Source organism: Pseudomonas sp. GZD-209 (assembly GCF_049310485.1).
Lineage (GTDB): Bacteria > Pseudomonadota > Gammaproteobacteria > Pseudomonadales > Pseudomonadaceae > Aquipseudomonas > Aquipseudomonas sichuanensis.
Genome location: NZ_JBMOWQ010000070.1, coordinates 1 through 11,728, shown reverse-complemented (window position 1 = coordinate 11,728; position 11,728 = coordinate 1). Strand labels below are relative to the sequence as shown.

At 64.9% G+C, this 11,728-nt stretch carries 10 protein-coding genes; 6 read left to right on the top strand and 4 right to left on the bottom strand.

The window, feature by feature from the left end; genetic code table 11:
• Positions 1 to 221 precede the first annotated feature (221 nt).
• The 4 genes from ACO6VM_RS10460 (at position 222) to ACO6VM_RS10445 (ending at position 4,103) form a co-directional block, all read left to right on the top strand.
• On the top strand, positions 222 to 1,517 hold the full coding sequence (locus ACO6VM_RS10460; RefSeq protein WP_401059647.1) for an NCS2 family permease: 1,296 nt from the start codon (positions 222 to 224) through the stop codon (positions 1,515 to 1,517).
• The gene (trmA, locus tag ACO6VM_RS10455; protein ID WP_401059646.1) at positions 1,514 to 2,599 is read left to right on the top strand and encodes a tRNA (uridine(54)-C5)-methyltransferase TrmA; all 1,086 of its coding nucleotides are present in this window, start codon (positions 1,514 to 1,516) and stop codon (positions 2,597 to 2,599) included. The genes ACO6VM_RS10460 and trmA overlap by 4 nt, the downstream gene beginning before the upstream one ends.
• Positions 2,600 to 2,657: 58 nt before the next feature.
• Positions 2,658 to 3,563: a LysR family transcriptional regulator gene (locus ACO6VM_RS10450; RefSeq protein WP_401059644.1), complete on the top strand. Its 906-nt coding sequence runs from the start codon at positions 2,658 to 2,660 to the stop codon at positions 3,561 to 3,563.
• A 102-nt stretch (positions 3,564 to 3,665) separates the two neighbouring features.
• On the top strand, positions 3,666 to 4,103 hold the full coding sequence (locus ACO6VM_RS10445; RefSeq protein ID WP_401059642.1) for a cupin domain-containing protein: 438 nt from the start codon (positions 3,666 to 3,668) through the stop codon (positions 4,101 to 4,103).
• A 54-nt stretch (positions 4,104 to 4,157) separates the two neighbouring features.
• On the opposite strand, the gene pcaG is transcribed toward ACO6VM_RS10445, so the two are convergent.
• Together pcaG and pcaH are read right to left on the bottom strand one after the other, a co-directional pair.
• Positions 4,158 to 4,763 carry a protocatechuate 3,4-dioxygenase subunit alpha gene (pcaG, locus tag ACO6VM_RS10440; RefSeq protein ID WP_422403231.1) on the bottom strand — a complete coding sequence of 202 codons (606 nt, stop codon included), beginning with the start codon at positions 4,761 to 4,763 and terminating at the stop codon, positions 4,158 to 4,160.
• An 11-nt stretch (positions 4,764 to 4,774) separates the two neighbouring features.
• Entirely contained in the window at positions 4,775 to 5,494 is a 720-nt protein-coding gene (pcaH, locus tag ACO6VM_RS10435; protein WP_110994676.1) for a protocatechuate 3,4-dioxygenase subunit beta, read from the bottom strand.
• 202 nt (positions 5,495 to 5,696) lie between these two features.
• Here pcaH and ACO6VM_RS10430 point away from each other — a divergent pair, with 202 nt between their 5' ends.
• Together ACO6VM_RS10430 and ACO6VM_RS10425 are read left to right on the top strand one after the other, a co-directional pair.
• A complete protein-coding gene (locus ACO6VM_RS10430; protein WP_401059638.1) occupies positions 5,697 to 6,587 on the top strand; it encodes a neutral zinc metallopeptidase in 891 nt (296 codons plus the stop codon).
• 277 nt (positions 6,588 to 6,864) lie between these two features.
• Positions 6,865 to 8,784 carry a methyl-accepting chemotaxis protein gene (locus tag ACO6VM_RS10425; RefSeq protein WP_401059636.1) on the top strand — a complete coding sequence of 640 codons (1,920 nt, stop codon included), beginning with the start codon at positions 6,865 to 6,867 and terminating at the stop codon, positions 8,782 to 8,784.
• Positions 8,785 to 8,914: 130 nt separating this feature from the next.
• Here the strand turns inward: ACO6VM_RS10425 and ggt are convergent, their stop codons facing one another.
• Both ggt and ACO6VM_RS10415 read right to left on the bottom strand, forming a co-directional pair.
• Positions 8,915 to 10,582: a gamma-glutamyltransferase gene (gene ggt / locus ACO6VM_RS10420; RefSeq protein ID WP_401059634.1), complete on the bottom strand. Its 1,668-nt coding sequence runs from the start codon at positions 10,580 to 10,582 to the stop codon at positions 8,915 to 8,917.
• A gap of 109 nt (positions 10,583 to 10,691) precedes the next feature.
• A complete protein-coding gene (locus ACO6VM_RS10415) occupies positions 10,692 to 11,597 on the bottom strand; it encodes a LysR family transcriptional regulator (RefSeq protein WP_401059632.1) in 906 nt (301 codons plus the stop codon).
• Positions 11,598 to 11,728: the final 131 nt, after the last annotated feature.

The following is an 11,728-nucleotide window of genomic DNA, read 5'->3' as shown; positions in this document are numbered from 1 at the left end:
CCGTGGGAGCGGGCTTGCCCCGCGATTGCGCCCGCACGGCCTGCTCCTCACGAACCGACGAAATCGCGGGGCAAGCCCGCTCCCACAATAGGCCCCCGCCCCCCTTGCTGGTATGATGCGCGGCTTTTTTGCGCCCCACGCAAAACCGCGGCATCCGGTACGGTCTGTGCTTTGCTGTTGGGGACGATACATTCACGGCGCGAGGCGCCCTGGGAGCAGGCATGCTGGAAAGGCTGTTTCAACTAAAGGCACACAACACCAACGTGCGCACCGAGATTCTCGCGGGCGTCACCACCTTCCTGGCCATGGCCTACATCCTGTTCGTCAACCCGAGCATCCTCGGCGAGACCGGCATGGACAAGGGCGCGATCTTCGTCGCCACCTGCCTGGCCGCGGCCATCGGCTCGGTGACCATGGGCATCATCGCCAACTACCCGATCGCCCTGGCGCCGGGCATGGGCCTGAACGCCTTCTTCACCTACACCGTGGTCCTGCACATGGGCCACACCTGGCAGGTGGCGCTGGGTGCGGTGTTCCTGTCCGCCGTGCTGTTCTTCCTGCTGTCGATCTTCCGCATCCGCGAATGGATCGTGAACAGCATCCCGCTGCCGCTGCGCTCGGCCATTGCCGCCGGTATCGGTCTGTTTCTGGCGCTGATCGCCCTGCATAACGCCGGCATCGTCGTCGATAACCAGGCCACCCTGGTGGGCCTGGGCGACCTCAAGCAGCCAGCGCCGATCCTCGCCACCCTGGGCTTCTTCCTGATCGTCGCCCTCGAGGCCATGAAAGTCCGTGGCGCAGTGCTGATCGGTATCCTCGCGGTGACCATCGCTTCGATCGTACTGGGCGTTACCCCGTTCGCCGGCGTGGTATCGATGCCGCCGTCGCTGGCACCGACCTTCCTGCAGCTGGACATCAAGGGCGCCCTGGACGTCGGCCTGATCAGCGTGATCTTCGCCTTCCTGTTCGTCGACCTGTTCGACAACTCCGGCACCCTGATCGGCGTGGCCAAGCGCGCCGGCCTGATGGGCAAGGACGGCCACATGCCGAAAATGGGCCGTGCCCTGATCGCCGACAGCACCGCCGCCATGGCCGGCTCGCTGCTGGGCACCTCGACCACCACCAGCTACATCGAATCCGCCGCCGGCGTCAGTGCCGGTGGCCGCACCGGTCTGACCGCCATCGTGGTTGCCGTCTTGTTCCTGCTGGCGCTGTTCTTCGCCCCGTTGGCCGGCAGCGTGCCGGCCTTCGCCACCGCCCCGGCGCTGCTGTTCGTCGCCGTGCTGATGGCCTCGGGCCTGGCCGAGATCAACTGGGATGACGTTACCGAAGCCGCGCCGGTGGTGGTCACCGCCCTGGCCATGCCGCTGACCTACTCGATCGCCAACGGCATCGCCTTCGGCTTCATCGCCTGGACCGCCATCAAGCTGCTGTCCGGCCGTCGCCAAGACCTGAACCCGGCGCTGGTGATCCTGTCCATTCTGTTTGTCATCAAGCTGGGCTGGTTCAACGCATGAGTGCCGTTTTCGACCCTACGCAATACGACGCGCAGCTGGCGACCAAGGTCGCCCGCCTGCGTGAGCTGCTGGCGCCGTTTGGTGCGCCCGAGCCTGCGGTGTTCGACTCGCCGCGCGAGCACTACCGCCTGCGCGCCGAGTTCCGCCTGTGGCGCGAGGACGGCCAGCGCCATTACGCGATGTTCGCCCCGGGCGAGAAGCACAAGGCGATCCTGATCGACGACTTCCCCATCGCCAGCCAGCGCATCAACGAACTGATGCCACGCCTGAAGGCCGCCTGGCAGGGCAATGAGGCGCTGAACAACCGCCTGTTCCAGGTGGAGTTCCTCACCACCCTGGCCGGCGATGCCATGGTCACCCTGTGCTACCACCGCCCGCTGGACGACGCCTGGGAAGCCGCTGCGCAGCAGTTGGCCGCCGAGCTGAATGTCAGCGTCATCGGCCGCTCCAAGGGCAAGCGCCTGGTGATCGGCCGTGACTACGCGGTAGAGAAACTGGACATCGCCGGCCGCACCTTCAGCTATCGCCAACCCGAAGGCGCGTTCACCCAGCCCAACGGCGCGGTGAACCAGAAGATGCTCGGCTGGGCCTTCGAAGCCATGGGCGAGCGCGACGACGACCTGCTGGAGCTGTACTGCGGCAACGGCAACTTCACCCTGCCACTGGCCACCCGTGCCCGCCAGGTGCTGGCCACCGAGATCAGCAAGACCTCGGTCAACGCCGCGCTGCACAACCTCGACGAGAATGGCGTGGACAACGTGCGCCTGGTGCGCCTGTCGGCCGAAGAGCTGACCCAGGCGCTGAACGAGGTCCGCCCGTTCCGCCGCCTGGAAGGCATCGACCTGAAAAGCTACGAGTTCGGCACCGTGTTCGTCGACCCGCCGCGCGCCGGCATGGACCCGGACACCTGCGAGCTGACCCGGCGCTTCGAGCGCATCCTGTACATTTCCTGCAACCCGGAAACCCTGGCACAGAACATCGCCCAGCTGCACGATACCCACCGTATCGAACGCTGCGCGCTGTTCGACCAGTTCCCCTATACCCACCACATGGAAAGCGGGGTGCTGCTGGTTCGGCGCTGACCCTCGACATGGCGGGGCCGCAAGGGCCCCGCCGTGCGCTGCTAGGAGTGATGTGCCATTGGATCAGTTGAGTGCCATGCAGGCCTTCCGCCGGGTCGTCGACCACGGCAGCTTCAGCGCCGCCGCCCAGCAGGCAGGCGTTTCCCACACCGTACTGTCGCGCCAGGTGAAGAACCTCGAGCGCCACCTCGGCACCCAGCTGCTCAATCGCACCACCCGTCGCTTGCAACTGACCGAGGCCGGTGCGCTGTTCCATCGCCACTGCGTGCAGATTCTCGAGCAGATGCAGGCCATGAACCTGGAACTGTCCGAACACCAGCAGCAGCCCACCGGCACCCTGCGCCTGGGCGTGGCGACCGCCTTTGGTGAACTGGAACTGGGGCACTGGCTGCCGGACTTCATCGAGCGCCACCTGCGCTTGCAGGTCGAGCTGCACTGCAGCGACCGCTTCATCGATCTGCTGGAAGAAGAGATCGATGTCTGCCTGAGGATCACCGACCACCTGCCCGACTCCAGCCTGGTGGCCCGCAAACTGGCGGTCAGCGCCCGTGTGCTGGTAGCCGCGCCCAGCTACCTGGCGCGTCACGGCACGCCGACCACGCCTGACGCCCTGCTGGCCCATCCGCTGCTCGGCTACAGCCGCTTGCCACATCCACAGCGCCTGCAACTCACCGGCCCCACGGGTGAGCAGCGTGAGCTGCTGATGCCCCGGCGCCTGGGCGCCAACTCGCCGATGGCCCTGCGTGCCGCGGCGATCGGCGGGCTGGGCATCGCCAGCTTCGATCGCTTCATTGTCCACGATGCCTTGCTCGACGGGCGCCTGGTACCGGTGCTGGCGGACTGGTCCCAGCCTTCACGCACGCTGTACGCCGTGTATCCGCAGAGCCGCCACGTCGCCCCCAAGGTGCGGGCGCTGCTCGAGTACGTGCAGGCCTACTATGCCAGGCCACGGTGGGAACCTTGAGTTGTGCATATTTCACACAAGACTTGGCTGTTTTTTGCCGTATTTGTGCGCAATTTGAAAAGCTAACCTTCGCCCACTGTCATCTGGCGAAGGAGCCTCCCCATGAAAGTACTGCACACGATGTTCGTCGGCCTGACACTGGCCGCACTCACCGTCACGGCCAGCGCCGCTGGCGAGCCACCGAGCTCGGTAACTGACAGTGCCATGTTGAAATGGCAGGACGTGCCCGGCACCCAAGGCGCCGTGAGCTATGCCAACGTCGAGGGCGACCTGTTCGGCAAAGGGCCGTATTCAGCCTACGTGAAATTTCGCAAGGGCACGGACAATGGCCTGCACAGCCACAGCCAGACACTGCCGACCGTGGTACTGAGCGGTACTTTCTATGCGGTGATCAATGGCAAAAGGGTCGAGTATCCGGCGGGCGCCTATTACAAGCTGCCGGCCAACCTCGTGCATGAAAGCGGCTGCACCGCTGCCGCAGATTGTCTGTTGTTCCAGTACCAGGCCGATGCGTTCGACCTGAAGCCGGTCAAGGGCTGAGAGCTGTCGCAAGGCCGGCTCCTGCGGGAGCCGGCCTTTGGTGATCTTGAGACTTCAGAAGTCGAAGAACACCGTCTCCCCTTCCCCCTGGATACGGATATCGAAGCGATACGCCGTCTTCCCCTCCACTTCGCAGCGCTTGGCAATCAGCGTCTCGCGCCGCTGCGGCTGCTCGATCAGGTTAAGCACCGGGCACTTCGCGTTCGCCTCGCCCTCGTCATCGAAGTACAGCCGGGTATGCAGGTGGATGTTGATCCCCCGGGCAAACAGGCTGATGTTGATGTGCGGCGCCATCGGCACGCCCGCGGCGTTGTTCACCACACCCGGCTTGACCGTGTGCAGGGCCCATTCACCGGCATCGAAGGTAGTAGCGGTGCGGCCGAAGCTGTTGAAGACGTTCTCCTGGTTGTAGTCGTCCTGGTACAGGCCGTTGGCGTCGGCCTGCCAGATTTCCAGGAACGAATCGCGCACCAGGTGGCCATTGCCGTCGTACACCTGGCCGATCAGCAGGATGTGTTCACCCGGGGCATCGGCCTTGGCCAGGCGGTTCCAGATTTCCTGGTCACGGGTCGGGTTGCCGGCCGCTTCCAGGGCCAGGCCGATGTGCACGTAGGGGCCGGCGGTCTGCGAGGGGGTTTCCGGCAGCAGTTCGATAGGCATGACGGTGCTCCTCAGCGGTTTTCGAAGTGGGTCTGGCGCTGGCCGCGCAGGACGATGTCGAAGCGATAGGCCAGGCAATCCATGGGGTTGGCGTGGCTCATGTCGAGCCTGGCGATCAGCCGCTCGACCGCATCCGGGTTGGCGATCGACTTGACGATCGGGCACATCGGGATCAGCGGGTCACCCTCGAAATACAGCTGGGTGATCAGCTTGGTGGCGATCGACGGGCCACTGACGGAGAAGTGGATATGCGCCGGGCGCCAGTCGTTGGGGCCGTTGCGCCATGGGTACGGGCCGGGCTTGATGGTGCGGAAGCTGTAGTAGCCGTCGCGGTCGGTCAGGCAACGGCCGACGCCACCGAAGTTCGGGTCCAGCGGCGCCAGGTAGCGGTCGTTCTTGTGCCGGTAGCGGCCACCCGCGTTGGCCTGCCACATTTCCACCAGGGTGTTGGGCACCGGTTTGCCGTACTGATCGACCACGCGGCCGGCGACGATGATCCGCTCGCCGATCGGCAGGCCACCGTTGTTGAAGTTCAGCAGCAGGTCGTGGTCATGCTCGCCGAAGCGCAGGTGGGAAAAGTCCGGGCCGGTGCTTTCGCTGATCGACTGCGGGATGCTCACCAAGGCCTGGCGCGGCGAGCGGGCGATCGACGTCTTGTAGTCGGGGGTGAAGGCCTTGGGGTGCCAGTTGCGATCACGGATCACGAAACGGCTGGTGTCCTGGGCAGGCATGCCGGTTACCTCTTTTGGAATTATGAAGTCGCCTGGGCGTGGCAGGCGGACTTGCAGTTTCCGGCAGGTACGACGGGATGAATATTGAATTCAGCGGTCACAGGCATAACCATTTGGTTATGTGCCTGCGCTTAGCTCAACGGCCAGCGCGGCGCTGAACTAATCTTTTGACTTCATGTTTCAAAAAACTGGAGAGCAACACATGGAATGGCGAAAAGGCCGACGCAGCGACAACGTGGTCGATGCCCGCGGCGAAGGTGGCGGTGGCGGCGGCATGCGTTTCGGCGGCGGCAAGGGCCTGGGGCTCGGCGCCATCCTGTTGATCGTCGGCATCGGCTGGCTCACCGGGCAGGACCCGCTGCAGATCCTCGGCCAGCTGGCCGGGCAGATGGACCAGCAGCAACAGACCGCCCCAGCCAATGTCGGCAGCAAGGCACCGCCCGCCAACGACGAGCAGGCGGCGTTCGTCGCCTCGATCCTCGGCGACACCGAAGACACCTGGAAAGCCTTGTTCGCCCAGGCTGGCAAACAGTACCGCGACCCGAAACTGGTGCTGTTCAGCGGCCAGGTCAACTCGGCCTGTGGTTTCGCCTCGGCGGCGGTCGGGCCGTTCTACTGCCCGGCCGACCAGCGCGTGTACCTGGACACGAGCTTCTTCCGCGAAATGGAAACCCGCTTCGCCGCCGCCGGCGATTTCGCCCAGGCCTATGTGATCGCCCACGAAATCGGCCATCACGTGCAGACCCTGCTCGGGGTCTCGGCCAAGGTCGACGCCGCACGCCGCAGCGGCCAGCGCCTGGAGGGCGACAATGGCTTGCTGGTGCGCCAGGAGCTGCAGGCCGACTGCCTGGCCGGCGTCTGGGCCTACCAGGCGCAAAAGCGCCTGAACTGGCTGGAGCCGGGGGACGTGGAGGAAGCCCTGAACGCCGCCAATGCCATCGGCGACGACCGCTTGCAGCAACAGGGCCAGGGGCGTGTGGTACCCGACTCGTTCACCCACGGCACCTCACAACAGCGGGTGCGGTGGTTCAAGGCCGGGTTCGGCAGTGGCGATGTGAACCAGTGCGATACCTTCAGCGCGCGTAGTCTTTGACCATCGCGGGGCAAGCCCGCTCCCACGCAGTCGACTGCACCAAGGGTTGGATTGGTGACCAACTTCTTGGGAGCAGTCCATTGCGTGGGAGCGGGCTTGCCCCGCGATCATTTCGATAAAACGCAGCCGTTTTCAGCCAGTTACAAATCTGCTGAAAAAGCGTTTCAGCTTGCCCCTGCCCTGCCGATAACTCCTGCACGAATCAGCGGGGCTCCCACAACAATAACGCCCAGCGATTGAGATCAAGTGAGCGAAATCATTATCTGGGAGAGCGTGCATGAACAGCTGGTTCGCCAACATCAGCGTCAACCTTAAACTCGGCCTGGGCTTCGGCCTGGTGCTGGTACTGACCGGACTGCTGGCCCTGACCGGCTGGAACAGCCTGGGCAGCCTGATCGACCGCAGCAACTGGATGGGCGACATCGGCCAGCTCAACAAAGACCTGACCGACCTGCGCATCGCCCGCCTGCAATACATGATCGCCAACGGCGACGACGCTGCGGCGGCCAACACCCAGGCCAAGCTGGACGCGTTCAGCAAGCAGCAGGAATACCTGGTCAGCACCTTCAAGAGCCCCGAGAACGTCAAGCTGCTGCGTGAGCTGGGCCAGACCATCAGCGAGTACAAGGTCTCGCTGAACAAGATGCGCGCAGGCTACAAGACCTCGCTGGCCGCCCGTGAAGTGATGACCGCCTCGGCCGTCAAGGCCGACGAAGCCATGGACACCCTGAGCCAGGATGTCATGGCGCGTGCCGAGAGCGACAGCGTGCGCCTGGCCCAGTACCAGTTGATCAGCAAGGCGCGCCAGCAATTGCTGCAGGTGCGCATCGACGTGCGTGGCTACATCGCCGACAACAGCGCCGCCAACGAGCAAGCCGCCCTGCGCCAGCTGGATGCCGCGCTGGCCGAAGCCGACAACCTCAAGGGCCAGTTGCCCAACGAAGCCACGCGCCTTCGCCAGTTCGAGCAATCGGTGGTGAGCTACCGTGACGCCGTGCGCCAGTTCCGCGACGCCGTGGCCAGCATCGCCACCGCCCGCGCCGAAATGACCGTGCAGGGCGCCGACATCGTCAAGCGCAGCGACGCGCTGTACCAGATCCAGCTTGAGCGCCGCGACATCGAAAGCGCCCAGGCCCGCAGCATGCAAATCTCCGCCACGCTGCTGGCACTGCTGGTCGGCGTGCTGGCGGCAGTGATCATCACGCGTCAGATCACCCGCCCGCTGCGCGAAACCCTGCAGGCCGTGGAGCAGATCGCCAGCGGCGACCTCACCCAGAACCTGCGCGTAACCCGCCGCGACGAACTCGGCGTGCTGCAACAGGGCATCGGCCGTATGGGCACCACCTTGCGTGAACTGATCACCGGTATCCGCGACGGCGTCACCCAGATCGCCAGCGCAGCCGAAGAGCTGTCGGCGGTGACCGAGCAGACCAGCGCCGGTGCCAACAGCCAGAAGGTCGAGACCGACCAGGTGGCCACCGCCATGCACGAAATGGCCGCCACCGTGCAGGAAGTGGCGCGCAACGCCGAACAAGCGGCCTTTGCCGCGACCAATGCCGACGGCGAAGCCCGCGGCGGCGACAAAGTGGTGGGCGAAGCGATCAGCCAGATCGAACGCCTGGCCCAGGAAGTCAAACGCTCCACCGACGCCATGACCCTGCTGCAGCAGGAAAGCCAGAAGATCGGCAGTGTGATGGATGTGATCAAGTCGGTGGCCGAGCAGACCAACCTGCTGGCCCTCAACGCCGCCATCGAAGCGGCCCGTGCCGGTGAAGCCGGGCGTGGCTTTGCGGTGGTCGCCGACGAAGTGCGCGGCCTGGCCCAGCGCACCCAGCAGTCGACCGAAGAGATCGAAGGCCTGATCGCCAGCCTGCAGCACGGTACCCAGCAGGTCGCCGAAGCGATGAACGGCAGCCGCAGCCTGACCGACAGCAGTGTGGAACTGGCGCGCAAGGCCGGTGGTTCGCTGGAGAACATCACCCGTACGGTGTCGAACATCCAGTCGATGAACCAGCAGATCGCCGCCGCCGCCGAGCAGCAGAGCGCCGTGGCCGAAGAGATCAGCCGCAGCATCCTGAATGTGCGTGATGTGTCGGAGCAGACTGCTGCGGCCAGTGATGAAACCGCGGCCTCCAGCGTCGAGCTGGCGCGCCTGGGGGGTCACCTGCAGACACTGGTCAGCCAGTTCCGCGTCTGACCCACAAAAGCATCGCGGGGGGAAGAACGCCCCCCCCCCCCCCCTGCCTGGGGGGGCGTGGGTTTAGCCCGCTCCCACGCTCGAATCTGCGTGGGAGCGGGCTTGCCCCGCGATGATGTGCTCAACAGATCTATTTGACGATCATCCCCACGCCCCGCCCACGCGGATCCGACGCAGTCTCCAGCTTCTCCCCGGCCACCCGGATCGCCTGGATATCGCCCATCTCCCAGCCCTGGTCTTCCAGCACATAACCCATCTTCTTCAGGTCATCGGCCACCTTGCCGGTGAGCGGCGCATAGCTGTCGAAGTAGATGGTGTCCTTGGGCAGCAACTGGTGATGCACCCGCTGCGCCGCCACCGATTTCTCCAGCGGCATGTTGTAGTCATACAGGTTGTTCATCACCTGGAAGATCGAGGTGAAGATCCGCGAACCGCCCGGCGTGCCCACCACCAGCACCACCTTGCCGTCACGGGTCACCAGGGTCGGGCTCATGGACGAGAGCATGCGCTTGCCCGGGGCGATGGCGTTGGCGTCACCGCCCACCACGCCGAAGGCGTTGGCCGCACCGGGCTTGGCGCTGAAGTCATCCATTTCGTCGTTGAGCAGGAAGCCTGCGCCCTTCACCACCACGCCGCTGCCGTAGTCGAGGTTGAGGGTGTAGGTGTTGCTCACCGCGTTGCCCTGCTTGTCGACGATCGAGAAGTGCGTGGTCTGGTGCGGCTCCAGGCCCGGTTTGACCTTGTCTGTCTCGGAGATCGCGTTCGGGTTGACCTGCTCTGCGCGCTTGGCCAGGTAGTCCTTGGCGACCAGCTTGTCCACCGGCACCTGGGTAAAGGCGGGGTCCCCAAGGTAGTCGGCGCGGTCGGCGAACACGCGCTTCTCGATTTCGGCCAGCAGGTGGATGTACTTGGCCGAGTTGTGCTCGACGCCCTTGAAGTCGGCCGCACGGTCTTCCTTGATGCCCAGCAGCTGGGCCAGGGCGACGCCGCCAGAGCTCGGCGGTGGCGCGGTGTAGACCACATTGCCGCGCCAGTCGATGGCCATCGGGTTGCGCCACAGCGCCTTGTAGTCCTTGAGGTCTTCCTTGGTGATCAGGCCCTTGTCGGCCTGCATCTGCGCCACCAGCAGGTCGGCGGTCTTGCCCTGGTAGAACTCGCTGACGCCCTTGTCGGCGATGCGTTCCAGGGTCTGCGCCAGCTCGGGCTGCTTGAACAGCTCACCCACCTTCATGCTGCCGAAGTAGTCATTGAAATTGGTGGCGGTCTTGAACAGGCCCTGGGCGTCGTCGCGGTACTGGTACTGCTTCTGGGCAATCTTGAAGCCGTTCCTGGCATAGCCGATGGCCGGGGTGAGCAGCTCGCTCCACTTGAGCTTGCCGAACTTCTGATGCGCCTCCCACAGGCCCATCACCGTGCCCGGCACGCCGGCTGCACGCACGCCGACCAGGCTCAGATTCTCGATCACCTCACCCTTGTCATCCAGGTACATGGTCTTGGTGGCGGCCTTGGGGGCCACTTCGCGGTAGTCGAGGAAGTACGGTTTGCCGTCGACGAACAGGGTCATGAAGCCACCGCCGCCGATGTTGCCGGCCTCGGGGTAGGTGACGGCGAGGGTGAAGGCCGTGGCGACGGCGGCGTCCACCGCGTTGCCGCCCTTCTTGAGGATATCGGCGGCCACCTGTGCGCCATATTGATCAGGCGCGGCCACCGCGCCGCCTTCCAGGGTCACGGCAAAAGCAGAGGAACAGCTCAGGATCGCGGCCCCGAGGGCCAATGGCTGGAACATGACAAGACGCATGGGCACTTCCTTGGTGTTGTTTTTGTTGATCAGCCATTAAGGCCGAAGCGCTCCGACTAAGCAAACACCGTAGGAAATTTCCGCCGCCGACGGGCAGCAGTTGTCGCATTCAGGCAACTGCGCAGGCGTACGCCGCCAGCTTGGCCTGGATGAAATCAAGGAAGCACTGAATGCGCAGGGCCAGCTGGGTATTGCGGTAGTAGACCGCATTGATCGGCTGGCGATAGCCGTTGTTGTGCTCCGCCAGCAGCACCTGCAGGCGGCCGGCGCGGATGTCTTCGTGGGTCATGAAGTGCGACAGGCTGACGATGCCTTCCCCGGCGATGGCCAGCTGGCGCAGGGTCTCGCCGCTGGACGCGAGCAACTGCGGGCGGATCGCCCAGCGCTCGCCCTGGGCGTGGCGCAGCGGCCACTGATTGAGCGACTCGGGGGCGCTGAAACCGAGCAGGCAATGCTCGGCGAGGTCCTCGACGTTCTGCGGGGTGCCGTGCCGGGCCAGGTACGCAGGGCTGGCGAGCACCTGTACCGGGCTGCAGCCCAGCGCCCGGGCATGCAGGCTGGAGTCGGCCAGCTCACCGATGCGGATGGCCACGTCGGTGCTCTGTTCCAGCAGGTCGATGATCAGGTCGTCGGTGTTCAGTTCAAGTTCGATATCGGGATACTGCTGACGGAACTCGCTGATCCAGGGCAGGATCGCGTGCAGCATGAACGGCCCGGCAGCATTGATGCGCAGGCGCCCGGACGGGGTCTGGCGATGCATCGACAGGCGCTCTTCCATGTCGTCCATCTGCTCGAGGATCTGCCGCGAACGTTCGAGGAAGAAGCGCCCTTCTTCGGTCAGGTCCATGCGCCGGGTGGTGCGGTTGACCAGCGTGGTGCCCAGCTTGCCCTCCAGGCGCGACAAGGTGCGACTGACCGCCGACGGGGTCTGGCCGATCTGCTCGGCAGCGGCGGAGATCGAACCGCAGTCGATGACGGCGACGAATACCTGGAGTTCTTCGGAACGGGTTTTCACGCGGGGGAGGCCTTGGTGGGGGATCGCATTGATAGATAGCGTTTGGGCGGGAACTGCGCAAGCCTGCAAAACCCTCGCGGGGGGAGACCGCCCCCCCCAGGCGGTGGGGGGGGGTTGTCCCCCACCAGGCA

Excerpts from the sequence above, each read along its gene's own strand:
- ACO6VM_RS10460 (WP_401059647.1), top strand. The coding sequence starts at position 222 with ATGCTGGAAAGGCTGTTTCAACTAAAGGCACACAACACCAACGTGCGC.
- trmA (WP_401059646.1), top strand. The coding sequence starts at position 1,514 with ATGAGTGCCGTTTTCGACCCTACGCAATACGACGCGCAGCTGGCGACC.
- ACO6VM_RS10445 (WP_401059642.1), top strand. The coding sequence starts at position 3,666 with ATGAAAGTACTGCACACGATGTTCGTCGGCCTGACACTGGCCGCACTC.
- pcaG (WP_422403231.1), bottom strand. The coding sequence starts at position 4,763 with ATGCCTATCGAACTGCTGCCGGAAACCCCCTCGCAGACCGCCGGCCCC.
- pcaH (WP_110994676.1), bottom strand. The coding sequence starts at position 5,494 with ATGCCTGCCCAGGACACCAGCCGTTTCGTGATCCGTGATCGCAACTGG.
- ACO6VM_RS10430 (WP_401059638.1), top strand. The coding sequence starts at position 5,697 with ATGGAATGGCGAAAAGGCCGACGCAGCGACAACGTGGTCGATGCCCGC.
- ACO6VM_RS10425 (WP_401059636.1), top strand. The coding sequence starts at position 6,865 with ATGAACAGCTGGTTCGCCAACATCAGCGTCAACCTTAAACTCGGCCTG.
- ggt (WP_401059634.1), bottom strand. The coding sequence starts at position 10,582 with ATGCGTCTTGTCATGTTCCAGCCATTGGCCCTCGGGGCCGCGATCCTG.